Source organism: Pantoea sp. sgz302252 (genome assembly GCF_047713085.1).
Classification (GTDB): domain Bacteria; phylum Pseudomonadota; class Gammaproteobacteria; order Enterobacterales; family Enterobacteriaceae; genus Scandinavium.
The window spans coordinates 122,110-145,159 of sequence record NZ_JBLFJW010000005.1 but is presented as its reverse complement, the minus strand read 5'-3'; the positions used below and the strand labels follow the sequence as shown (position 1 = coordinate 145,159).

The 23,050-nt window shown below is 53.1% G+C and carries 20 protein-coding genes and 1 pseudogene; 7 read left to right on the top strand and 14 right to left on the bottom strand.

Going from position 1 to position 23,050, the window contains the following annotated elements; all coding sequences use genetic code 11:
- Positions 1 to 112: 112 nt before the first annotated feature.
- The 4 genes from queD (at position 113) to ACLW56_RS05835 (ending at position 2,685) form a co-directional block, all read left to right on the top strand.
- Positions 113 to 478 carry a 6-carboxytetrahydropterin synthase QueD gene (queD, locus tag ACLW56_RS05850; RefSeq protein WP_330982866.1) on the top strand — a complete coding sequence of 122 codons (366 nt, stop codon included), beginning with the start codon at positions 113 to 115 and terminating at the stop codon, positions 476 to 478.
- An 80-nt stretch (positions 479 to 558) separates the two neighbouring features.
- Positions 559 to 1,827, top strand: a complete 1,269-nt coding sequence (locus ACLW56_RS05845; RefSeq protein WP_330982865.1) for an FAD-dependent oxidoreductase — start codon at positions 559 to 561, stop codon at positions 1,825 to 1,827.
- Entirely contained in the window at positions 1,818 to 2,090 is a 273-nt protein-coding gene (locus ACLW56_RS05840; protein ID WP_330982864.1) for a ferredoxin family protein, read from the top strand. Before ACLW56_RS05845 ends, ACLW56_RS05840 begins: the two co-directional genes overlap by 10 nt.
- Before the next feature lie 19 nt (positions 2,091 to 2,109).
- Positions 2,110 to 2,685 (top strand): glycerol-3-phosphate responsive antiterminator, encoded by a 576-nt coding sequence (locus ACLW56_RS05835; RefSeq protein WP_330982863.1) that lies wholly within the window; start codon positions 2,110 to 2,112, stop codon positions 2,683 to 2,685.
- Here the strand turns inward: ACLW56_RS05835 and ACLW56_RS05830 are convergent.
- The 5 genes and pseudogenes from ACLW56_RS05830 to ACLW56_RS05810 all read right to left on the bottom strand — a co-directional run bounded on the left by ACLW56_RS05830 (position 2,682) and on the right by ACLW56_RS05810 (position 8,014).
- Complete coding sequence (locus ACLW56_RS05830; protein ID WP_330982862.1) at positions 2,682 to 3,527, bottom strand: electron transfer flavoprotein subunit alpha/FixB family protein; 846 nt, start codon at positions 3,525 to 3,527, stop codon at positions 2,682 to 2,684. The two genes, ACLW56_RS05835 and ACLW56_RS05830, sit on opposite strands and share 4 nt — an antisense overlap.
- Positions 3,524 to 4,306, bottom strand: coding sequence for an electron transfer flavoprotein subunit beta/FixA family protein (locus tag ACLW56_RS05825; RefSeq protein WP_330982861.1), 783 nt, complete (start codon positions 4,304 to 4,306; stop codon positions 3,524 to 3,526). Before ACLW56_RS05825 ends, ACLW56_RS05830 begins: the two co-directional genes overlap by 4 nt.
- Positions 4,284 to 5,648: pseudogene (locus ACLW56_RS05820) on the bottom strand (MFS transporter); the annotation flags it as partial. The pseudogene ACLW56_RS05820 and the gene ACLW56_RS05825, both read right to left, overlap by 23 nt.
- A gap of 45 nt (positions 5,649 to 5,693) precedes the next feature.
- Positions 5,694 to 7,148 (bottom strand): FAD-binding oxidoreductase, encoded by a 1,455-nt coding sequence (locus ACLW56_RS05815; protein WP_330982859.1) that lies wholly within the window; start codon positions 7,146 to 7,148, stop codon positions 5,694 to 5,696.
- Between the two features lie 80 nt (positions 7,149 to 7,228).
- Positions 7,229 to 8,014 carry an SDR family oxidoreductase gene (locus ACLW56_RS05810; protein WP_330982858.1) on the bottom strand — a complete coding sequence of 262 codons (786 nt, stop codon included), beginning with the start codon at positions 8,012 to 8,014 and terminating at the stop codon, positions 7,229 to 7,231.
- Between the two features lie 335 nt (positions 8,015 to 8,349).
- On the opposite strand from ACLW56_RS05810, the gene ACLW56_RS05805 reads away from it, so the two are divergent.
- On the top strand, positions 8,350 to 9,648 hold the full coding sequence (locus ACLW56_RS05805) for an MFS transporter (protein WP_330982857.1): 1,299 nt from the start codon (positions 8,350 to 8,352) through the stop codon (positions 9,646 to 9,648).
- A 26-nt stretch (positions 9,649 to 9,674) separates the two neighbouring features.
- Complete coding sequence (locus ACLW56_RS05800) at positions 9,675 to 11,153, top strand: FGGY-family carbohydrate kinase (protein WP_330982856.1); 1,479 nt, start codon at positions 9,675 to 9,677, stop codon at positions 11,151 to 11,153.
- Between the two features lie 107 nt (positions 11,154 to 11,260).
- Here ACLW56_RS05800 and queE read toward each other — a convergent pair whose 3' ends face one another.
- The 3 genes from queE to ACLW56_RS05785 form a co-directional block, all read right to left on the bottom strand.
- Positions 11,261 to 11,932 carry a 7-carboxy-7-deazaguanine synthase QueE gene (gene queE / locus ACLW56_RS05795; RefSeq protein ID WP_330982855.1) on the bottom strand — a complete coding sequence of 224 codons (672 nt, stop codon included), beginning with the start codon at positions 11,930 to 11,932 and terminating at the stop codon, positions 11,261 to 11,263.
- Between the two features lie 72 nt (positions 11,933 to 12,004).
- The gene (locus ACLW56_RS05790; RefSeq protein ID WP_330982854.1) at positions 12,005 to 12,694 is read right to left on the bottom strand and encodes an N-acetylmannosamine-6-phosphate 2-epimerase; all 690 of its coding nucleotides are present in this window, start codon (positions 12,692 to 12,694) and stop codon (positions 12,005 to 12,007) included.
- A complete protein-coding gene (locus tag ACLW56_RS05785) occupies positions 12,694 to 14,250 on the bottom strand; it encodes a PTS transporter subunit EIIC (RefSeq protein WP_330982853.1) in 1,557 nt (518 codons plus the stop codon). Before ACLW56_RS05785 ends, ACLW56_RS05790 begins: the two co-directional genes overlap by 1 nt.
- Before the next feature lie 166 nt (positions 14,251 to 14,416).
- Between ACLW56_RS05785 and ACLW56_RS05780 the strand changes: the two genes are divergently transcribed.
- Positions 14,417 to 15,241 (top strand): MurR/RpiR family transcriptional regulator, encoded by an 825-nt coding sequence (locus tag ACLW56_RS05780; RefSeq protein ID WP_330982852.1) that lies wholly within the window; start codon positions 14,417 to 14,419, stop codon positions 15,239 to 15,241.
- 168 nt (positions 15,242 to 15,409) lie between these two features.
- Here the strand turns inward: ACLW56_RS05780 and eno are convergent, their stop codons facing one another.
- From eno to relA, 6 genes are all read right to left on the bottom strand, one after another.
- Positions 15,410 to 16,705, bottom strand: coding sequence for a phosphopyruvate hydratase (gene eno / locus ACLW56_RS05775; RefSeq protein ID WP_330982851.1), 1,296 nt, complete (start codon positions 16,703 to 16,705; stop codon positions 15,410 to 15,412).
- Positions 16,706 to 16,784: 79 nt separating this feature from the next.
- On the bottom strand, positions 16,785 to 18,422 hold the full coding sequence (gene pyrG / locus ACLW56_RS05770) for a glutamine hydrolyzing CTP synthase (RefSeq protein WP_330982850.1): 1,638 nt from the start codon (positions 18,420 to 18,422) through the stop codon (positions 16,785 to 16,787).
- A gap of 223 nt (positions 18,423 to 18,645) precedes the next feature.
- Positions 18,646 to 19,455: a nucleoside triphosphate pyrophosphohydrolase gene (gene mazG / locus ACLW56_RS05765; RefSeq protein ID WP_330982849.1), complete on the bottom strand. Its 810-nt coding sequence runs from the start codon at positions 19,453 to 19,455 to the stop codon at positions 18,646 to 18,648.
- A 70-nt stretch (positions 19,456 to 19,525) separates the two neighbouring features.
- Entirely contained in the window at positions 19,526 to 19,849 is a 324-nt protein-coding gene (locus tag ACLW56_RS05760; protein ID WP_330982848.1) for a hypothetical protein, read from the bottom strand.
- A 2-nt stretch (positions 19,850 to 19,851) separates the two neighbouring features.
- Positions 19,852 to 20,634: a DUF4225 domain-containing protein gene (locus ACLW56_RS05755; protein ID WP_330982847.1), complete on the bottom strand. Its 783-nt coding sequence runs from the start codon at positions 20,632 to 20,634 to the stop codon at positions 19,852 to 19,854.
- A gap of 164 nt (positions 20,635 to 20,798) precedes the next feature.
- The gene (relA, locus tag ACLW56_RS05750) at positions 20,799 to 23,033 is read right to left on the bottom strand and encodes a GTP diphosphokinase (protein ID WP_330982846.1); all 2,235 of its coding nucleotides are present in this window, start codon (positions 23,031 to 23,033) and stop codon (positions 20,799 to 20,801) included.
- Positions 23,034 to 23,050: the final 17 nt, after the last annotated feature.

Genomic DNA, 23,050 nt, shown 5'->3' with positions numbered 1-23,050 from the left:
GGGAATACTCGCCTCCCATCGCGGTGCTCGTTTTAATGGCGGTTTTAGTTAATGCGAAAAAACGCCCTTTGCGGTAAGATTCGCCGGTTTTTTCCGCATTTTTCGAGAGTTCATGATGTCCACCACCCTGTTTAAAGATTTTATGTTTGAAGCTGCTCACCACCTGCCGCACGTGCCGGAAGGCCACAAGTGCGGTCGCCTGCACGGACACTCCTTTATGGTGCGTCTGGAAATTACCGGCGAGGTCGACCCGCATACAGGCTGGATCATGGACTTTGCTGAGCTGAAGGCCGCCTTCAAACCGACCTACGATCGTCTGGATCACTTCTATCTGAACGATATTCCGGGTCTTGAAAACCCAACCAGTGAAGTGCTGGCAAAGTGGATTTGGAATGAAATCAAACCGCTGGTTCCACTGCTGAGCGCGGTGATGATTAAAGAGACCTGCACCGCTGGCTGCATTTATCGCGGCGAGTGATTGTTGCCTTTGCGGCAGCGGTCAAACACCCTTTAAACCCGCCATGGTAGGGTGTGCGCTCTGAGGAAAAGGAGCGCAAGGTGGCGGACGATTTCGACGTTATTATTATCGGCGCAGGAATAGCAGGTTCCACCTGCGCCCTGCTTTGTGCCCGTGCCGGGTTGTCGGTTCTGCTGCTGGAACGCGGCGAACAACCGGGCAGCAAAAACCTCTCTGGCGGCAGACTGTATGGTTATGCCCTCGCCGACATCCTTCCTGATTTTCAGCAACACGCCCCGCTTGAGCGCACTATCACTCGCGAAAACTTCACGCTTTTGACCGCCGATGGCGGAACCACGCTTGGTGGACAAAATCCGGTAAGCCCTTCCTGGAGTATCCTTCGGGCCCGTTTCGATCCGTGGCTTGCGGCTCAGGCTGAATCCGCAGGCGCGCAGCTTTTATGCGGCGTGACGGTTGAATCACTGTATCGTGAAAATGGACGGGTTGCAGGCGTGGTGTGTGAAGGCGAAATGATCAGAGCCAGGGTTGTGGTTCTGGCCGAAGGCGCTAACAGCCTGCTTGCCGAGCAACAGGGGTTTGTTCCGCGGCCTGAACTGCACAGCATGGCGCTGGGCATTAAAGAAACGCTGTCGCTGGAAGCCGGTCGAATCAATGAACGTTTTCACCTGGAAGCCAATCAAGGCACGGCCTGGCTGTTCAGCGGGCAAGTCTGCGGCACCAAACCGGCTGGCGCTTTTCTGTATACCAACAAACAGACGCTGTCGCTGGGTGTAGTCGTGCCGCTCACTTCGCTGCGCAATGGCCCGGGTGAAGCCTCTGCCTTACTGGCGAAACTGAAAAATCACCCTTCTATTCGGCCGTTAGTGCGCGAGGCTGAAACGCTGGAGTATGGCGCACATCTGGTGCCCGAAGGTGGCCTGAACAGTATGCCACTGCAACGTGCCGGGGAAGGCTGGCTTCTGGTGGGGGATACGCTTCGCACTTGTATCAATACTGGCGTAACGATCCGCGGAATGGACATGGCGATGCTGAATGCCAAAGCCGCTGCCGAAACGCTTATCACACACTTTCAGTCGCCGGGAAAACCTCTGCATCAACTCTACAATCAGCATCTCACTCGCAGTGCGCTTTGGCAGCAACTTCAGCGTTATCGACACGTTCCGGCTCTTCTCCAGCGGGAAAGCTGGTACCGCCAGTGGCCCACGTTCACTCAGGCAGTGTTGCAAGAAATGACGAGGGCAGAAGCCGAAGCGAACCCGGCGGTGTGGCGAACGCTATTGCGTCAAAGCCGTCGCTTCGGCCCGCTGCGATTAGGGGCCGATATTGTGAGGAGCCTGAAATGTCTGTAAACGAAAGCCTTACCAGAAATTGTTATCGCCCGGCGAAGACCCCGCATATCGCGGTTCAAGAATCGCTGAGCGACGAGCAATGTGCGTTGCTGGAAAAAATCTGCCCCGCCGGGTTGTTTAAGCGAGATGCCAATGGCAGGGTAAATGTGCATTTTCAGGGCTGTCTGGAATGTGGCTGCTGTCGACTGATTGCCGGGCAAGACCTGCTGGACGACTGGCAATATCCCTCTTCTGGCGCGGGGATCACCCTGCGTTTTGGTTAACCACTGTAAGGATGTCTGTGTGCCTTTACTTCACCTGCTGAGACAAAACCCGGTGATCGCCGCGGTCAAAGATAATGCCAGCCTGCAGCTGGCGATTGAGTCCGATTGCCAGTTTATTTCGGTGCTGTACGGCAACATCTGCACCATCACCGGGATTGTGCAGAAGATCAAACAGGCGGGGAAATTCTGCTTCATCCACGTCGATTTACTGGAAGGCGCGTCCAATAAAGAGGTGGTGATTCAGTTTTTGAAACTGGTGACCCAGGCAGACGGCATAATCAGCACCAAGCCGAACATGCTGAAAGCCGCCAGGGCTGAGGGGTATTTCTGCATCCATCGCTTGTTTATCGTCGATTCCATTTCCTTCCACAATATCGATAAGCAGGTCGCACAGTCGAACGCCGACTGCATTGAAATCTTACCAGGCTGCATGCCGAAAGTGCTGAACTGGGTAACGGAGAAAGTACGCCAGCCGCTGATTGCAGGCGGCCTGGTCTGCGATGAAGAAGATGCCCGTAACGCGATTGCCGCCGGAGTAGCAGCGTTGTCGACAACCAATATCGACGTCTGGAAGTTGGCCAAAAAGCTGAATTAATCCTGCCCGGCGCACTGCACAAGCTCTGTAAGCACTTCCTCGGCATCCCCGACAATGCCCACATCCGCCGCGGCAAAAACTGGCGCGGCGGGATCGTTGTTGATGGCAACAATCAGACGGCTTTGCTGCACACCAGCCATAAAAGCTGATGCACCGGAAGCGCCCACGACCAGACAAACGTCAGGCGCAACACTCTGCCCGGAAATGCCGATCATTCGCTGTTCATCACAGCCTCCCGCCATCACCCGTTGCCGCGTGAAGCCCTGTTCCGCACCAAGTGCCGCAGCCAGCGGTTGGAAAGCGTCGCCGCTAGCACCCAGTCCGCTCGCCATCACCCATTTGGCCGTTTGCAGCGGATGCTGTGATTGACTGAGGATTTGCGGGGAAGGCAATTCCCCGGGCTGAGGAACAATTTCAAGATCGCACTCTTCTGGTTGCAACGAAAGAACGACATCTTGCTGCGGTAGCTGGCGAGACAGCGACAAGCAAAGCGGGAAACGCTGCACGCTAAGTGTGGCTAAGAGCCCATTTCCGTACGCGGCTTTGGTCACCGTCTTCTGTGTCACATCGCAAGTGAGCGCCTGACAAACCGCGTTTCCTTTAAGACGCCAGGCCAGCCGCGTGGCAAGCTCGTCACCTTTTATCGTCGAAGGGAACAGAAGAATATCCACGGGAGAGGCCCTATATTTCGCCGCTAATGCAGCCAGCATCGCTTCACTCGATGCCTTGTTATTCGGTATTCGCCAGCAGGTAATGTGGGATTCTGTCAGCGAATTATCGGCCATAAAATTGGCAAACTTTGGCTGTTCCTCTGCGTTGAGCAGCACCAGAGCGATTTTCATGACAACCTCCTTGCGGCGAGATAATCACGCCATAAACGCCGGGCCGCGTCTTGTGGTGTTTGCTCTTTGATAAGCTCTCCTTCACGGTGCTGGATGCTGCGAGCTAAGGCCTTGCAGGAGAGTAAATCAGGCTGCAAGGGCTGGCAGGTCTGTTGCCTGATGTCTGCTTTTGCGGCAGCCATTTTGGCTCTCATGCCCGGTACTCTCAACGCCAGTTGCCCACGATTTTGCACGATCAGTACCGTCGGTTTCCTCACCTGCCAAAGGCTGCGCTGCTCTGTATCTTCACACTCGGCCACAAATCCTTGTTCTGCAGGGCTGAGCCCACTCACTTGCGACAGACACGGCCAGCCCAGCATTTCTGCCAGCAGCCAGCCAGTCTGTCCGTTTTGCCCTTCACTACTTTGTGTACCGAGCAACACTAACCCCGCCTCTGTTTTCCGGGCGTGATTTGCCAGCTGCTCCGCGACGAAAGCGGCGGAAAATCGGAGATCCTGTTCAGCCTGTAGCAACGTGAGATCGTCAAATCCAAGCGCCGCAAGTTGCCGTAACATTGGAAGTGCACGTGTATCGCCCAGTGTGACGGCATTCAGCGTTAAGGACGGGTCGGTATCGCGCGCCTGGAGCATTAGTTCTGCAGCGCCCTGTTCGTCATTGCCGATCGCCACTCGCATTAACGCCGGGTCCGGCCCCGAAATACCTTGCGCTGCCGCCTGCCAGTCGGCTTCCGCCAGCATCGCCAGATCCGGTTCGGCTTTAAACGCCAACAGAATGTTCATTGATCTTTCCCTGTGGCTTTGGCGGTAAATCCGCTGCCTCCACCAGCGACAAGTTTTTGGTTTCCGGCGCCCAGAGCAGCGAAACAATCAGTCCGATAATCAGCACCGCCACCAGCATCAAAAGAGTGCTTCTCATGCCCCAGGCGGTAAGCGCAACGGGCAGAAGCCCCGTACCGATGGCTGCGCCAAGGCGGCTCATGGCAGTCGCAAACCCAACGCCGAGCGAGCGAATATCTGTCGGGAAGCTTTCAGCAGGCAGAATGCCCACCAGATTACTCGCCGCCGAGATAGTCATGCTGAACAGCACGAACAGCAGCAGGATCAGCGCACTGTTACTGGCAGGTGTAAACGCCAGCGCCGTCAGCACGGTGGCCAACAGCAGAAAACTGCCTATCAAAAACTGGCGGCGAGACAGCCACCAGGTCAGCACCAGGCCAAACAGCGCGCCGACAATTAGCAGGCTGTTAAGAATAAGGCTCGCGGTCAGCGCATCTTCCAGCCCGATAGTCCGGGCAATAGACGGTAGCCAGGTGTAAATCACAAACCACGGCACCACCAGACAGATAAAGAACAGGCTGTTGAATGCCGTCCTTCGCCAGTAACGGGCTGAAAAGAGCGTGCTGAAACGGCGTGTTGTCACCCCAGATATTTCATCCCCAGGCAAGACATTCGCCCCAAGGAAGCGTCGCACGACAGCGTGCGCTTCGGTAATTCGCCCCTGACGCATCAGCCAGCGTGGCGATTCCGGCGTGCCCATTCGCAGTAACGTGATGGCCAACGCAGGCAATGCCGCAGAAGCCAGCAGCCAGCGCCAGGCTTCAGAATCACTGTTAATCCAGTGATGCCCGGCCACGCTCGCCAGCACATAGCCAAACGTCCATACCACGCTGAACGCCCCTAGCAGCATGCCGCGAAAACGTTTTGGGGAGAACTCGGCCAGCAGCGTATGACCAACGGAATAGTCACCGCCAAGGCCAAAACCTATCAGGACACGCAGGAAGATAAGCTGTTCTGGTGAGGTCACAAAGAACTGTAAAAAAGAGGCCAGCGTGATCAGCAGGAAGCTGAACGTGAAGATACGCTGACGACCAATATGGTCTGAGATCCAGCCCAGGATCAGGCTGCCGAGAAACAAGCCAAACAGAGCCGATCCGCCAATCAACCCTTCCAGTAGCGGAGTCAGTTGCATTTGCGACTGAAGCGGGATAATCGCGTAGCCGATGACGCCGAGCACGTAGCCATCAGTGAGGTGAGCGCCAAAGGTCAGCCCGGCAATTCGCCAGTGAAATCGGGTTAGCGGCAGATCGTCCATTCGAACAGGTGACGCGCTCATGGCTCCCCCTTAAAAAAGAGAACGGCTCCCCGCGAAGGGAAGCCGTGGTGAGGATTATTTTTCAATCGGATAAATAGTGCCTGGGTTCATGATGCCGTTCGGATCAAACTGCTTTTTCAGCCCTTCCAGCAATGCCCAGGCACTGCCGTGCTCGGCTTTCGCCCAGTGCACGCGGTGCTTGCCGATACCGTGGTGGTGCACCATTGAGCCGCCAAGGCGAATGGTTTCTTCGCAGATGATTTTGTTCAGCGGGTTGTGGTACTTGTCGATTTCTTCTTCTGGCTTGCAGTCCACCACGTTGTAGTCATAGACGAAGTACATGTTGGTGCCGTTGATGTAGCTGTGGGAAGAGTGTCCGCCGAGCATGGTGATGTCATCTGCGTGCGGGAACTCCGTCCGAATACGGTGGATCACGCGCTCGTAGATTTCGTTGATGCTGCTCCAGTCGCCGGACACTTCTGTGGTGAAGCCCATGTTGCCGGTTTTGAGGATTTGCACGCGTTCAGCCGCCACTTTGTCCGGCCCCCAGTTGAGATGATTGAACCAGTTTTCAATCAGCTTGCTGTCAACACGCGTGCACTGCGGGTAGCGAGCTACGATCTCGGCAATGCCTTCGCCGGTCGCACGCGCCATACGTGTATTCCCTTCAGCCATGAAAATCAGCACGCATTTGCCCTCCGCAAAATGGGTAAAGTGCTGAGTGCCATCTTCCGCGTCATACAGACGAGCAATCGACGGGCGATAACCCTCAACCATCACTTCGCGCAGGATCTCGAACCCGGTCTTCATCTCATCAAGAATGTAGCCGTAGAAGAGGTTGTTTTCTGGGGTGTATTTGAAGATTTTCACCGTGACTTCAGTGATGTAGCACAAAGCACCTTCGTTACCGATGATGATGTGACGAATGTCCGGCCCGGCCGCACGACGCGGTACGTTCTTGATACGAGTGACAGTGCCGTCTGGCAGCACGGCCTCCAGGCCAACCACCATATCTTCAATCGCGCCATACAGCGTGGAGAACTGACCGATGCTGCGAGTGGCGACTAAACCGCCCATCTGTGCCAGCGGCTTTGACTGCGGCGAGTGCCCGGTGGTGTAGCCTTTGGCACGCAGCGCGTTCTCCAGGATCTCCAGCGGCACGCCGCACTGGGCAGTCGCCTGCATGTTCTCGATGTCGATGTCGATTATCTTGTTCATCCCGGAACCATCGAGCACCAGCGTGTCTTTGACGACTGTTTCCAGCCCACCTTCTGTGGCAGACGCGCCCGTTCTGGGCACTGCGGCAATCTTGTGCTGGTTCATAAATGCCAGCACTTGCGCAACTTGCTCGGTTGAACCAAGTTTCACCACCGCCGCCGGCAGCGGTAATGTATAAACACCGTGAATATCAGCGTACTTCCTGAAACGGTCATAGCTGTTTTTCTTCAAGACAGTTTCGTCAGTGACCACACGGGCGGGACCAACGATCTCTTTGACCTGTTCAACAATGGCTTCGCGGGATAAAGACATAACGTTTCCTTTCTGATGTAAGTGTAGAAAATTGCAGGAACCACCTGTTCAACTAACAATAGAAATAAGACTTACCGTCATTAACGAACCAAATATCCGCCGTCAACGACCAATAAATGACCATTCACATAATCAGAGGCGCGACTGGAAAGAAATACCATTGCGCCCATTAAATCCTGAGTATCACCCCAGCGATTAGCTGGAATATGATCTAACACGCGCTGATTTGTTTCTGGATTACTGCGAGTCGCTAAAGTGATATCGGTTGCATAATAACCAGGCGCAATACCATTGACCTGAATATTGTATTGCCCCAACTCATCGCAATAGGCTTTCGTAAAACCTGCCAACGCATGTTTAGTGGCAGAATAAGCCGGTGACCACTGCCCACCTAAATAAGAAAATAACGAGCAGATGTTGATAATTTTCCCGTGCTTTTGCGGGATCATAATTTTTGCGGCTTCATGACTTAATTCAAAAGCGGCAGTCAGGTTGACGTCAATCATCGGGTCCCAGTCGGCACGACCAAAATCCAGCACCTTGTTCAGCTTACAAATCCCGGCGTTGTTGACCAGAATGTCGACGCCACCAAAACGTTCGCAACAAGTGGCAATGATGTCTCGCGGTGCGCCTTTGGCAGTGATATCCACCTGCATGAACTCGACCTGAACGCCCTGCTGCTCAATCAGTTCGCGGGTTTCGCCGTTGTCCTTGATGAAGCTTGGGATGAACAGATTAGCCCCTGCTTTCGCCAGCGCCATGGCAAAAGCCTGGCCCAGCCCGCTGTTGCCTCCGGTGACAATGGCGGTTTTACCTTTGAGCGAGAAGAAATCCATGGAAAATGCGTTTAAAGATTCAACAGACATAATGGGCTCCAAAATCCTTTAGGCAAAAAAAAAGAAAGGCAACTTCCCCCGGCTTGAGGGAAGTCACCTTTCTCATATTCTCTGGTAACTGGGGATATTTTTTAGCACAGGCTCACACCTGGATAATGTGATGAAACTCACAGACAACGATTTACCTTAAGCAGAAAAGAGTAATCCTCAGAAGCGTGATAATTCTCACACCTAAAAAAGCATCGCCATGTTATTTCTAGTTCAATTACTAGAGACCAGGAGAAAAGTAATCCGCCTTCCAAAGGGTGGTTTACTTTTCTCTTTTTTTTGTCTGTCATACAGACTAAATAACGCGAGATAACGAGATGCAACATTCACCCTGGCGACGTTGGATTACCCTTGCGATTATAAGCTTTAGCGGAGGCGTCAGTTTTGATTTGGCCTATTTACGCTATATCTACCAAATCCCGATGGCAAAATTTATGGGATTCAGCAATACCGAAATTGGGTTAATTATGAGCACATTCGGTATCACCGCTATTATTCTTTATGCGCCAAGTGGCGTTATTGCAGATAAATTCTCCCACCGTAAGATGATCACCTCCGCGATGATTATCACTGGCTTACTGGGTTTTGTGATGGCAACTTATCCGCCACTTTGGGTGATGCTAACCATTCAGGTGGCTTTTGCTATTACCACGATCCTGATGCTGTGGTCGGTCTCGATTAAAGCAGCCTCGCTGCTCGGCGATCACCGCGAGCAGGGCAAGATCATGGGCTGGATGGAAGGATTGCGCGGGGTGGGCGTAATGTCGCTTGCGGTGTTCACCATGTGGGCGTTCTCCCGTTTTGCGCCGGAAGATCCTAACAGCCTGAAGACGGTTATTCTGATTTACAGCGTGGTCTATATTCTGCTGGGGATTCTGTGCTGGTTCTTCGTCAGCGATGGCATAAGTCAGGATGCGGCAACAGGCGCAGAGAAGAAGAAAGGCTTTCAGCTTTCAGATATCCTTTCCGTGTTACGCATCAGCACGACCTGGTACTGCAGCCTGATAATCTTTGGCGTGTATACCATCTATGCCATCCTGAGTTACTCCACCAACTATCTGACTGAAATGTACGGTATGTCGCTGGTTGCGGCGAGTTACATGGGGATTGTTATCAACAAAATTTTCCGCGCCATGTGCGGCCCCTTGGGTGGACTTATCACGACGTACAGCCGGATTAAATCCCCAACCCGGGTTATTCAAATTCTCTCCGTTATCAGCGCTCTGACGTTGGTTGCCTTGCTCATGACCAACAACAATCCACAATCGGTTGTCATTGGCATTGGCCTGATCCTGCTGCTGGGCTTTACGTGCTATGCCTCACGCGGGCTCTATTTTGCCTGCCCGGGTGAAGCGAAAACGCCAACATTCATTATGGGTACCACCGTCGGGATCTGCTCCGTCATCGGCTTTCTGCCTGACGTGTTTGTCTACCCTGTGGTTGGCCACTGGCAGGATACCCTTCCAGCAGAAGAAGCTTATCGCAATATGTGGCTGATGGGCCTGAGCGCAGTCTGCATGGTGATCGTGTTCACCTTCCTGCTGGCCCGAAAAATTCGCGCCACGCAGCGCACCGAAAACGAGGCGCCACTGGCTACCGAAACGGTTAGCGAGTGACGCTGTTAATTTAAAGGAGAATGAGCATGGCTAAGAAGTACATCATTGGCATTGATGGCGGAAGTCAGAGTACCAAAGTGGTGATGTATGACCTGGAAGGCAATGTGGTGTGCGAAGGCAAAGGCTTGCTGCAGCCGATGTACACGCCGGATGCCGACACGGTTGAACATCCGGATGACGATCTCTGGAGCTCGCTCTGCTCGGCAGGCAAGGATTTGATGCGCCAGTTCACCGGTAACAAAGCGGATATCGTGGGCATTGGTCTGGGTTCGATTCGCTGCTGCCGTGCGTTGTTAAAAGCAGATGGAACGCCAGCCGCTCAGTTAATCAGCTGGCAGGACTCGCGCGTGACTCGCCCTTACGAACACACAAACCCGGATGTTGCGTACGTGACATCCTTCTCGGGCTATCTGGCCCAACGGCTGACCGGCGAGCGTAAAGACAACGTTGCCAACTATTTCGGGCAATGGCCGGTGGATTACAAAACCTGGAACTGGAGCGATGATCCGGATGTCTTCCAGAAATTTAATATTCCGCGTGAGATGCTGTTTGATGTGCAGATGCCAGGCACAGTGCTGGGCCACATCACCGCACAGGCGTCGCAACTCACCGGTTTCCCGCAGGGCCTTCCGGTGGTTTGCAGCACCAGCGATAAAGCGGTTGAAGCGCTCGGGGCGGGCTTGCTTGATGATGACACAGCTGTCATTTCACTGGGCACTTACATTGCGCTGATGATGAACGGCAAAGCGCTGCCGAAAGATCCGCAATATTACTGGCCAATCATGTCTTCAGTACCCGAAACGCTGCTTTATGAAGGCTATGGCATTCGCAAAGGGATGTGGACCGTCAGCTGGCTGCGCGACATGCTCGGCGAATCGCTCATTCAGGATGCGAAAGCTCAAGGGCTTTCACCAGAAGATTTGCTGAACAAAAAGGCCGCTCTGGTTCCCCCTGGCTGTGATGGTTTGATGACCGTGCTGGACTGGCTCACCAACCCCTGGGAACCGTACAAGCGCGGGATCATGATTGGCTTTAACGCCACGATGGATTATGCGTGGATTTATCGCTCGATTCTCGAAAGCATCGCTCTGACGCTGAAGAACAATTTCGACAACATGACCGAAGAGATGCAGCACGCAGCGAAGCAAATCATCATCACCGGCGGCGGCTCTAACAGCGACCTGTTTATGCAGATTTTTGCCGATGTCTTTAACCTGCCCGCCAGGCGCAATGTGATTAACGGCTGCGCCAGTCTCGGGGCAGCGATTAACACCGCAGTCGGGCTGGGTCTCTATTCTTCATACCAACAAGCCGTTGCGAAAATGGTACGAGTGAAAGATGAGTTTGTCCCGGTAGCGGCACATGCGGCGCGCTATGAGGCAATGAACAAAGGGATCTTCAAAGAGCTGACGGCACACACCGACCCGATCCTGAAAAAATCGTACCAGGTGTTCCATGGGGAATTGGATAACGTGGACGCGATTCAGAGTTGGTCGAACGCCTGATTGTTTGCCGGCTGGCAGAGTGCCCGGTGGCGGCTACGCCTTACCGGGCCTACAAAAATCATGACGTGCAGGCCGGGTAAGGCGAAGCTGCCACCGGTTTTTTTGCATCAGGCAATATTCAGATACTTATGCGTCTGCATCGACAAACGCCAGTTACGGGCGATACAGGTTTCAATGCACAGACGCGTGGCGTCTTCTTTCTGGCTGATGGGCTGCAGGGCGATAACTCGCTGTTTGTCATCGCTCAATGTGTCCAGCAATTCGTCCAGTGCTTCAATATCACGCACACGACCAACAGGGTGTTTGATCTCATCGGCGCGATGCAGTGCCTGAGACAGCACTTCATAGCCGCCACGCATGTTCACCTTCGGCGACACGGTAACCCAGGTGCTGTGCGAACAACGGACTTCGTGCGTGCCACTGGTTTCAATCTGGCAGCTATAACCGTTCTGCTCAAGCAACGTGGTGAGCGGCGTTAAATCGTGGATGCAAGGCTCGCCGCCGGTGATCACCACGTGACGCGCCGTCCAGCCCTGACGGGTAATGGCAGTCAGCAAGTCTTCAGCTGTCGCCCCGCCCCATTTATCGCTCTCTTTGGTCTTCGCCAGAATACTGAACAGAGACACTTCCCGATCCTCAAGCCTATCCCAGGTGTGTTTGGTATCGCACCACGCGCACCCTACCGGGCATCCCTGCAGTCGAATAAAGATGGCAGGCACGCCAGTGAAGTAACCCTCGCCTTGCAGGGTCTGGAACATTTCGTTAATCGGGTACTGCATAGTCATCTCTGAATAGGGGATAAACGATAATTATCGCAGATCCCCGTCTAAGTATCATGCCCGATCGGTGCTTTAGCGGCCGATGGCGACAACAAACCGCGCCGTAATTTGTTGAGGGCGGGTAATCGCTCCGCCAACAACCACGGTATGCGCGCCAAGCGCCAGGCAACGGGCCGCCAGTTCTGGCGTTTCAACATTCCCTTCTGCAATGACAGGCACCGTCACGGCGGCCAGCACCTCACTCAGAAAACCACAGTCATTCTCCGGTAGCGCGTGGCCTGCTGTCTCTTCCGTGTAGCCATAAAGCGTGGTGCCGACGCAATCAAACCCCAGCGCTTGTGCCGTGACGGCCTCTTCAACCGTTGAGATATCCGCCATCAACAGCAAAGACGGATAACGAGCTCGAATTTGCACCACGAAATCTGCCAGTGTTTGCCCGCCAGGACGTGGGCGAGCCGTGGCATCCAGCGCGATGATTTCCGGCCCGACGCTCATCAGTTCATCCACTTCTTTCAGCGTCGCGGTGATAAACACTTTACTGTCAGGATAATCGCGCTTGATGATGCCAATCACCGGCAACGACACCTGCTGTTTGATGGCGGCGATGTCGACTACGCTGTTCGCGCGAATGGCCTCTGCCCCACCTTCTTCTGCCGCGACAGCCATCCGTGACATGATAAACGGGCTGTGCAGCGGTTCATGTTCCAGCGCCTGACAAGAGACGATCAGTTTACCTTTGAGGGAATCCAGTACAGTTTTCATTACGATAAGATCTCTTCTACTTCGTTTTTAATGATCGTGACGTGTGGGCCATAAATGACCTGCACTCCGTTGCCGCGCAGGATAACGCCTCGTGCGCCAGTGGCTTTCAATGCTTCCTGATTGACCTTTCCGCCGTCTTTAACCGTCACTCGCAAGCGTGTCGCGCAGCAGTCTACGTCTTCCAGATTGTCACGCCCGCCCAGCCCGGCAATCACTGCCGCCGCACGTTCACTTTGCGGAAGTGCGCTTTCGACAATCGTTTCTTTTTCACGGCCAGGGGTCAGAAAATCAAAGCGATTGATCAGGAAACGGAACGTGAAGTAGTACAGGAAGAACCACGGCACACCGACCAGCGGCACGTACAACCAATGGGTTTTTGCTTCACCTTGCAGCACGCCGAAGAGGATGAAATCGATAAATCCTCCAGAGAAAGTCTGGCCGATGGTGATATGCAGAATATGGGCAAGCATAAACGCCAGCCCGTCAAAGAAGGCGTGAATGACGTACAGAACCGGCGCGACAAACAGGAAGGAGAACTCAATCGGCTCAGTGATGCCGGTCAGGAAAGAGGTCAACGCGGCGGATAACAGCAGGCCAGCCACGCGCTTTTTGTTTTCTGGCTTCGCTGTGTGATACATCGCCAGACACGCCCCTATCAGGCCAAACATCATGGTGATGAAGCGCCCGGACATAAAACGAGACGTGCCGATGTAGAACTGCTGAGTATTCGGGTCAGCTAACTGAGCGAAGAAAATACGCTGCGTGCCTTCTACCAGCTGCCCATTAACGATTTCACTGCCGCCAAGTGCGGTCGTCCAGAACGGTAAATAGAAGATATGGTGCAGACCAAACGGGCCAAGCATGCGCAGGATAAAGCCATACAGCAGCGTGCCGAGATAGCCAGTAGCATCAACCAGCCCGCCCAGACCAAAAATCAATTTCTGAAAATGCGGCCACACCACCGTCATGATGGCACCGACCAGGATCGCTGCCAGAGAGCTGATGATCGGCACAAAGCGCGAGCCGCCAAAGAAGCCGAGGAACTGCGGCAGCGCAATTTTATTAAAGCGATGATGCAGCGCGCAGGTCACCAGGCCAATCACGACTCCACCAAAAACGCCTGTTTCCAGCGTCTGAATGCCCAGCGTCATGCCCTGCCCGACAGCGCCTGGATTCTCGTGAGCCAGCGTGCCATTGAGGATTAGCAAGGCGTTGATCGTGGCATTCATCACCAGAAACGCCAGCAGTGCCGCCAGCCCGGCGGTCCCTTTGTCGGTTTTTGCCAATCCAACCGCGACACCCACCGCAAACAACACAGAGAGGTTGGCGAAAACAATCGAGCCTGCGCTGCTCATGATGGTGAAGATCGCCTGTAACCAGCCGACATCCAGGAAGGGGTAAGCCGTTAAGGTATTCGGATTGGACAACGCGCCGCCAATCCCCAGCAACAACCCTGCCGCAGGTAATACCGCAATCGGCAGCATGAACGATTTACCAAACCGCTGCGCTTTTTCAAACCAGGCCCCTGAGGAGGCGCCACTGAAGAGTTGATTCATTTTTTCATTCCCCCGTCGTCGTGATGAAAATTTTTACCATACAAATTATATTAAGTGAAAATTATCACCACAAACCCAGAAGCCGATCATACTTTTTTAAAATGACTGGCATCGATCCCCTGCTTTCCGCCACACTAGCCACAGAGAAACGCATTAAGGATCCTGCATGTCAGAAAATGAAAATCTGCTGTTAAGGCTGCGCCAGGGAGTGTCCGGGTACAGCCCGACTCAGCAAAAGCTGGGGGAGTTTGTGCTGGGCGATCCGGCAAAGGTGCTGTATCTGACCATCACCGAACTGGCGCGTGAAAGCGACACCAGCGAGGCCAGCGTCACCCGTCTGTGTCGCACGCTGGGCTGCAAAGGCTATAACGAATTTAAGATGGCGCTGGCGCTGGATATTCAACAGGGGCAACCGCCGCAGCAGAGCGGGGATGACATTGATAACGTGGTCAATGAATCCGTTCAGGCGTTACAGGACACGGCGAAGTTGCTGGACAGAGCGTTACTGGAGAAAGCCGCGCAGGCGCTGCATCAAGCAGATGCAGTACAAATCTACGGCGTAGCGGCCAGTGCCATCCTTGGCGAGTATTTACATTACAAGCTGCTGCGTCTTGGGAAACCAGCACAGCTTTTTAGCGATATGCATCGTGCAGCGATGAATGCGACGACGCTGTCGAAAAATACGCTGGTGGTCGCGATTTCCAGTTCCGGCTCCACTCGCGACTTACTGCATGTGGTAAAACTGGCCCGTAAACGCGGCGTGCAAGTGCTGTCGTTAAGCAATACTCCGCGCAGCCCACTGGCTTCGCTGAGCGATATTCAACTGGTCGCCGCCAAACCCGAAGGGCCGCTAAGTGCGGGAGCTTTGAATGCCAAAGTCGGCGTGATGCTGTTGGTTGAACTGCTGACAACCTCGTTGATTAACCTTGATGAGCATTACAGTGAGGTCAATCAGCAAACGGCTAGCGCGACGCTACCGTTGCTGCTCTGATGTTGCTCACTGGCGTGAACACTCTTGCCGGGTGGCGGCTTCGCCTTACGCCAGCCTACCGATTATCCTGTTTTGTAGGCCTGGCAAGCGTAGCGCCGCCGGGCAATCAACAGGCATAAAAAAACCCGCCGAAGCGGGTTTTTTAGCTTCTAAAGCGACAGTAATGAATTACTGACCTTTGATCTCTTTACGGCCGTTGTAAGGTGCTTTTTCGCCCAGAGCTTCTTCGATACGAATCAGCTGGTTGTATTTAGCAACACGGTCAGAACGGCTCATAGAACCGGTTTTGATCTGGCCTGCAGCGGTACCCACAGCCAGGTCGGCAATGGTCGCGTCTTCAGTTTCGCCAGAACGGTGAGAGATGACAGCGGTGTAGCCAGCGTCTTTCGCCATCTTGATTGCAGCCAGAGTTTCGGTCAGGGAACCGATCTGGTTGAATTTGATCAGGATGGAGTTAACGATGCCTTTATCGATACCTTCTTTCAGGATCTTGGTGTTGGTGACGAACAGATCGTCGCCAACCAGCTGGATTTTGTCACCCAGAACTTTGGTCTGGTAGGCGAAACCAGCCCAGTCAGATTCGTCCAGGCCATCTTCGATGGAAACGATCGGATACTGTTTGGTCAGATCTTCCAGGAAGTGAGTGAACTCTTCAGAGGTGAACGCTTTGTTGCCTTCGCCAGCCAGAACGTATTTACCGTCTTTGTAGAACTCAGAAGCGGCACAGTCCATCGCCAGAGTGATGTCTTTGCCCAGCTCGTAGCCTGCTGCTTTAACCGCTTCAGCGATAACAGCCAGAGCTTCTGCGTTGGAACCCAGGTTTGGCGCGTAGCCACCTTCGTCACCCACAGCCGTGTTCATACCTTTAGCTTTCAGAACTTTAGCCAGGTTGTGGAACACTTCAGAACCCATACGTACCGCTTCTTTCAGGGATTTCGCGCCAACTGGCTGAATCATGAATTCCTGAATATCAACGTTGTTGTCTGCGTGCTCACCACCGTTGATGATGTTCATCATCGGAACCGGCATGGAGTATTTGCCTGGAGTGCCGTTCAGTTCAGCGATGTGTTCGAACAGTGGCTGACCTTTAGAAGCTGCAGCCGCTTTGGCGTTAGCCAGAGACACAGCCAGGATAGCGTTCGCGCCGAAGTTGGATTTGTTCTCAGTACCGTCCAGATCGATCATGATCTTGTCGATGCCAGCCTGGTCTTTGGCATCTTTGCCAAGGATAGCCTGAGCGATCGGGCCGTTTACTGCGCCAACGGCTTTCAGTACGCCTTTACCCATGAAACGGGATTTGTCGCCATCGCGCAGTTCCAGCGCTTCGCGGGAACCAGTAGAAGCACCTGATGGAGCAGCTGCCATACCGACGAAACCACCTTCCAGGTGTACTTCGGCTTCAACAGTCGGGTTACCACGGGAGTCGATGATTTCACGACCGATGACTTTAACGATTTTGGACATTAGGTTTTCCTCAGTACAAGTTAAACTAAAACTCCAGACAAACAACGCCCCAACCTGGGGCGCTGCCGTTCTAACTTTTTTACTTCGCCTGACCTTTCTGGTATTCGCTGGCGGCTTTTACGAAGCCTGCAAACAGCGGATGCCCATCACGCGGCGTGGAAGTAAACTCCGGATGGAACTGACAGGCAACGAACCACGGATGATTCGGCACCTCGATGATCTCGACCAACTGATCATCCCCGGAACGGCCTGCAATACGCAGACCCGCATCTTCAATTTGTTTCAACAGCATGTTGTTGACTTCGTAGCGGTGACGGTGACGCTCGGTGATAGTCTCTTCGCCGTACATCTTGCGGACCAGGCTGTCATCGCTGAGCTGGCAGGCCTGAGCCCCCAGACGCATCGTACCGCCAAGATCGCTCTTTTCAGTACGCACTTCGACATTCCCGTTCTCATCACGCCATTCGGTGATAAGGGCCACAACCGGGTACTTACAGTCTGGCACAAATTCCGTCGAGTTGGCGTTTTCCATACCGACTACGTTACGAGCGAACTCGATCAACGCAACCTGCATACCCAGGCAAATGCCTAAGTAAGGGATATTGTTTTCACGCGCAAAGCGTGCGGTGGCGATTTTGCCTTCTACACCGCGGTAGCCGAAGCCGCCCGGGATCAGAATAGCATCAAGCCCTTTCAGGATTTCGACGCCGCGAGTTTCAACATCCTGCGAATCAATCAGCTTGATGTTGACGGTCACGCGGTTCTTCAGGCCACCGTGTTTCAGCGCTTCAATCACGGACTTGTAAGCATCCGGCAGCTCAATGTACTTGCCGACCATACCAATCGTGACTTCACCTGCCGGGTTAGCTTCTTCGTAGATAACCTGTTCCCATTCTGACAGATTTGCTTCCGGACAGTTCAGGCTGAATCGTTTACAAATATAATCGTCCAGCCCCTGAGATTTCAACAGACCCGGGATTTTATAAATGGAATCGACGTCTTTCAGGGAAATAACGGCCTTTTCAGGAACGTTACAGAACAATGCGATTTTAGCACGTTCGTTCGCCGGGACCGCGCGGTCAGAGCGACAAATCAGAATATCCGGTTGAATACCGATAGAAAGCAGTTCTTTGACAGAGTGCTGAGTCGGTTTGGTTTTCACTTCGCCCGCCGCGGCCATGTACGGCACCAGCGTCAGGTGCATAAACAGGGTATTTTCACGGCCCACTTCAACGGCCAGCTGGCGAATCGCTTCAAGGAACGGCAGAGATTCGATATCCCCGACGGTGCCGCCGATTTCGACCAGCACCACGTCGTGGCCTTCGGCCCCGGCAATCACGCGCTCTTTAATCGCATTGGTGATGTGCGGGATAACCTGAACGGTTGCGCCCAGGTAGTCGCCACGGCGCTCTTTACGCAAAACGTCGGAGTAGATACGGCCGGTAGTGAAGTTGTTGCGGCGCGTCATTTTGGTACGAATGAAACGCTCGTAGTGACCCAGGTCCAGGTCGGTTTCAGCGCCGTCTTCAGTAACGAACACTTCCCCGTGCTGGATAGGACTCATGGTACCCGGGTCGACGTTAATGTACGGATCCAGCTTCATCATGGTCACGTTTAGGCCACGGGCTTCAAGAATGGCTGCGAGGGAGGCGGCTGCAATGCCTTTACCCAGAGAGGATACGACCCCGCCGGTCACAAAAATATAGTTCGTTGTCATGCTGAACCTGAGAAGTTAGGGTGAAACGATGGAATAACCAGGACGGGAAAGTAGTATACCCGAACACGGCGAACGCCACAAACATTCATTCTCCGTCTCCATTCTCAGGCTCAAGCAAGATAAGGAGTGAGAAAATAGCCCCTTTTGGGTAAATGTTTTTGACGTAAATCAAGCGCTTGTCATTTTAAAAATCACACAAATCGCGCTTGATCGCAAAAAAGCGTTAGAGATCAGTTTCCTGTCGTTTTACTTCCTGCCACACGCTTTCCATTGCTTCGAGGTCGATCCCGGTCATTTCCAGGCCTCGCTCGCTAACAATGCGCTCCACTTCACGGAAACGGCGCTCGAACTTAAGGTTGGCTTTTTGCAGTGCGGTTTCGGCTTTCACGCCCAAATGACGAGACAAATTGACGGTGGCAAACAGCAGGTCGCCCATCTCTTCTTCAAGCTTCGCTTCGTCGATGACAGCCTGTTTGGCTTCGTGCATCACTTCGTCGATTTCTTCATACACTTTGTCGAGCACCGGGCCCAAAGACGTCCAGTCAAAACCAACAGCAGAAACACGCTTCTGGATTTTATGCGAGCGCATCAGTGCAGGCAGGCTGTGCGGAATGTCATCCAGAGCGGAATGCTGTGATTTTTCAGCTCGTTCAGCGCTTTTGATGGCTTCCCAACGCGCCAGCACTTCCGTGCTGTTCTCAGCGGTCGCATCACCGAAAATATGCGGGTGACGGCGTTCCAGCTTATCGCTGATGGCTGCACAAATATCGTCGAAGTTAAAGCGCCCTTCTTCTTGCGCCATCTGAGCGTAGAACACGACCTGGAACAGCAAATCCCCCAACTCGCCGCGCAGATCGTCGAAATCTTCGCGCGCGATAGCGTCCAGCACTTCGTATGTCTCTTCGAGGGTGTAAGGCGCGATGGTGGCAAACGTCTGCTCTTTATCCCACGGGCAGCCGTTTTCCGGGTCTCGCAGGCGTTTCATGATGCCTAGCAGGCGGTCAATTTGGGTGTTATTGCGGGCGATAGTCATACAATCTCTTTAATCATCTTCACTTTGGCTCATCATAACCTGTTGTCGTATGACTGCCATCCCCCAAATATTATAATCGACAGAGCAAGATCCCATTCAGAGTGATAAATAAAATAACTCCGTAGCGGATTGTTTCATAGTCAGCAAGATGGTACATCCGCAATAGGTTATAACCATACCCATGATAACTCACCACATCGTAGTAGCCCGTAATCATGTGAACAGCACAAACGAGGGTCGTGATAATAATGAATAAAAACCGACAACCTGCATTTAAACTTAGCTTAACTAAGCGAAACAAACAACAGCAAATAATAAAAGCAGCAATCCCAGCCAAGTAATATGCTACCACCGGCAGCCATGGCTTTGAAAATAAAACAAGTTCCTGTTCCACCTTTAGCGCCTCAAGTCATTTTCATTAAAAGCTGGCATCAACGATAATACAGTTATTTCATCGCTAATAATTTCAAGCATGAATATAGGTTTCGTCATGTCATTCACACCCCGAACATAATCTGTTTGACGCGACTTTATCCCAAACAAATTCCATGATTTTTCTCTCGGTGTAGAGACCCTTCTGGCCATACCATATCCTGATAGAACAAGATCTATTGTACCGTAAGCTATATCAGCCTGATTCCCACCATAACCCGCCTTGTTCGCAGTATAATGGTATGCTTCTCTGAGTGGTCCTGAAGCCTCTTCATAAACCGCAAGATAATATCCGTTCTCATAAATATTGTTCAGACCTTGCAGAATCATTGCCGCCCCCGGTACGGTTGCACTTCCTCCTGTCGATACACATATTCCTACTCCTGCGGTGACCTGACCTATGCCTGATAAGAATCCTATTATTTTAGTGTATAGCTTATAGAATTCTTCAGCCCGTTCGTGTTTGTATTTTTGCTCGGCTACCCATTTAGAATAAATTTTATTATTTAAAATCACCGAGCGCTGATAGTTCAGAACCGCTGTTTTATATTTTAATATTTCCTCACCACCTGACCATGACAGGCAATTCATCTGAATTTGCATCTCAACATGTCGGACAACATCCACAACTCGGTCAAAATAATCTGAACGCTTAAAATAAAAGGGTTCTGTCATCCACAATCGCTGCGCAACAACCATAAATTCATGCTTCTGCTTTTCAAACTCTTCTTTCGTTCCGTAAAACATAAGAGCCTCCGATGCGATTAATTAATATTGACATTAATTCAATCCTGAACACCGGAGAGAGTTTACTCGTTTAAGAATACAAATTTGAGTTATCAGATAAAAATTCGGAAATGTGCCCGACACTGCGAGAGGCCACCGCAAACAAGACAGTGGCCTTTGAATGATTACCCGCCGTGCAAACGACGAGCGTCAATCACATCGGGGACCTGGTTCAGTTTGCCAAGCACGCGGCCCAGCACCTGCAGGTTGTAGATTTCGATGGTCATGTCGATGGTAGCAAGCTGCTGTTTGGTGTCGCTGCGGCTGGCTACGCCCAGCACGTTCACTTTCTCGTTGGCGAGAATGGTGGTGATATCGCGCAGCAAGCCGCTGCGGTCGTTGGCCTGAACACGTACCACCAGCGAATAGCCTGCGGAATAGCTTTCGCCCCATACCGCATCAACAATACGTTCAGGCGCATGAGATTGCAGTTCCACCAGCTGATCACAGTCCGCGCGGTGCACAGAAATGCCGCGGCCCTGAGTGATGAATCCAACAATCTCATCGCCAGGGATTGGCTGGCAGCAACGCGCGATGTGATGCATCAGATTGCCCACGCCTTCCACCACCACGCGACCGTCATCTTTCTTCCGGTTTTGCTGGGGGTTGTAGGATTTCTGCTGCAACTGTTTCAGCGCTGCGGCATCCTGCTCCGCTGCGCTCGGCTTGTTGAACTGCGCTTGCAGGAAGTTAACCATCTGGTTGAGACGGATATCGCCCCCGCCAATCGCTGCCAGCAGCTCTTCCATTTCGTTGAAGTTGTAGCGCGGCAGCAGATGCTTTTCGGCTTCCTTCAGGCTGATCCCGAGATGAGCCAGCTCGTCGTCGAGGATCTGACGCCCGGCGAGAATATTTTTGTCACGATCCTGTTTACGGAACCAGGCGTGGATCTTCGAGCGTCCACGGCTGGTCGTCACGTAACCCAGGTTCGGGTTCAGCCAGTCGCGGCTTGGGTTTGGCTGTTTCTGAGTGATGATCTCTATCTGATCGCCCATTTGCAGCTGGTAGGTGAACGGCACGATGCGACCACCAATTTTCGCCCCGATGCAACGGTGCCCCACATCACTGTGAATGTGGTAGGCAAAGTCGAGCGGCGTGGAGCCCGCGGGTAAATCCACCACATCGCCTTTTGGCGTAAACACGTAGACGCGATCGTCAAACACCTGGCTGCGAACTTCGTCGAGCATTTCGCCCGAATCGGCCATCTCTTCCTGCCAGGCAATCAGCTTACGCAGCCACGCAATGCGGTCTTCATGACCACGGCTGCCGCCAGATGCGGAACCTTCTTTGTATTTCCAGTGCGCCGCGACGCCCAGTTCAGACTCTTCGTGCATCTGACGCGTACGAATCTGGATTTCAACCGTTTTGCCACCCGGGCCTAACACCACGGTGTGAATCGACTGATAGCCGTTCGGTTTCGGGTTGGCGACGTAATCGTCAAATTCATCCGGCAGATGGCGGAAATGGGTGTGGACGATACCAAGCGCGGCGTAGCAGTCCTGCAAGCGCTCAGCAACAATACGCACGGCGCGCACGTCGAACAGCTCATCAAACGCCAGATGCTTTTTCTGCATTTTGCGCCAGATGCTGTAGATGTGCTTCGGACGCCCGTAAACCTCGGCTTTAACGCCCTCTTCTTTGATCGAGGCACGCAGCGTACCGACGAATTCGTCGATGTAGTGTTCACGGTCGATGCGGCGCTCGTGAAGCAATTTAGCGATACGCTTATATTCCGCCGGATGCAGGTAGCGGAAGCAGTAATCTTCCAGCTCCCATTTAAGCTGACCGATGCCCAGACGGTTCGCCAACGGCGCGTAGATATTGGTACATTCTTTCGCCGCCAGGACGCGTTCGTCCTCCGGCGCGTCCTTCACTTCGCGCAGATGGGCAATACGCTCAGCGAGCTTGATAACCACGCAGCGGAAATCATCGACCATCGCCAGCAGCATCCGGCGAACGTTATCCACCTGCTCTGACGACACCGAATCCGTGTGGGTTGCTTTCAGCTGGCGGATCGCCGCCATATCCCGCACGCCGTGGATCAGCGTCACCACCGATTTGCCAAAGGTCTCTTCCAGCTTTTCTTCGGTCACCACTTCGCTGACCACCAGCGGGTACAGCAGCGCGGCACGGAGTGAATCGATATCCATATTCAGCATGGAGAGAATTTCAACCATCTCGACACCGCGCCACAGCACGATATCCGCCTCAGGATGGTTGAGAGTTTGTTCGCGACAATATGTCCATGTCCCGGTTAAGCGCTCACACGACGGCTGGCTGGAAATGCCCAGGCTTGCTATCCATTTGACCGGATCAAACTCTCCAGCTTTATTAAGATGTGCACTGCGTACCGCAACCATTGTCCTCTCCTTTAGGG

Bases quoted from the DNA above. Each gene is read 5' to 3' on its own strand.
- queD (WP_330982866.1), top strand. From the start codon at position 113: ATGATGTCCACCACCCTGTTTAAAGATTTTATGTTTGAAGCTGCTCAC.
- ACLW56_RS05840 (WP_330982864.1), top strand. From the start codon at position 1,818: ATGTCTGTAAACGAAAGCCTTACCAGAAATTGTTATCGCCCGGCGAAG.
- ACLW56_RS05830 (WP_330982862.1), bottom strand. From the start codon at position 3,527: ATGAAAATCGCTCTGGTGCTGCTCAACGCAGAGGAACAGCCAAAGTTT.
- ACLW56_RS05825 (WP_330982861.1), bottom strand. From the start codon at position 4,306: ATGAACATTCTGTTGGCGTTTAAAGCCGAACCGGATCTGGCGATGCTG.
- ACLW56_RS05815 (WP_330982859.1), bottom strand. From the start codon at position 7,148: ATGTCTTTATCCCGCGAAGCCATTGTTGAACAGGTCAAAGAGATCGTT.
- ACLW56_RS05810 (WP_330982858.1), bottom strand. From the start codon at position 8,014: ATGTCTGTTGAATCTTTAAACGCATTTTCCATGGATTTCTTCTCGCTC.
- ACLW56_RS05805 (WP_330982857.1), top strand. From the start codon at position 8,350: ATGCAACATTCACCCTGGCGACGTTGGATTACCCTTGCGATTATAAGC.
- ACLW56_RS05800 (WP_330982856.1), top strand. From the start codon at position 9,675: ATGGCTAAGAAGTACATCATTGGCATTGATGGCGGAAGTCAGAGTACC.
- queE (WP_330982855.1), bottom strand. From the start codon at position 11,932: ATGCAGTACCCGATTAACGAAATGTTCCAGACCCTGCAAGGCGAGGGT.
- ACLW56_RS05790 (WP_330982854.1), bottom strand. From the start codon at position 12,694: ATGAAAACTGTACTGGATTCCCTCAAAGGTAAACTGATCGTCTCTTGT.
- ACLW56_RS05785 (WP_330982853.1), bottom strand. From the start codon at position 14,250: ATGAATCAACTCTTCAGTGGCGCCTCCTCAGGGGCCTGGTTTGAAAAA.
- ACLW56_RS05780 (WP_330982852.1), top strand. From the start codon at position 14,417: ATGTCAGAAAATGAAAATCTGCTGTTAAGGCTGCGCCAGGGAGTGTCC.
- eno (WP_330982851.1), bottom strand. From the start codon at position 16,705: ATGTCCAAAATCGTTAAAGTCATCGGTCGTGAAATCATCGACTCCCGT.
- pyrG (WP_330982850.1), bottom strand. From the start codon at position 18,422: ATGACAACGAACTATATTTTTGTGACCGGCGGGGTCGTATCCTCTCTG.
- mazG (WP_330982849.1), bottom strand. From the start codon at position 19,455: ATGACTATCGCCCGCAATAACACCCAAATTGACCGCCTGCTAGGCATC.
- ACLW56_RS05755 (WP_330982847.1), bottom strand. From the start codon at position 20,634: ATGTTTTACGGAACGAAAGAAGAGTTTGAAAAGCAGAAGCATGAATTT.
- relA (WP_330982846.1), bottom strand. From the start codon at position 23,033: ATGGTTGCGGTACGCAGTGCACATCTTAATAAAGCTGGAGAGTTTGAT.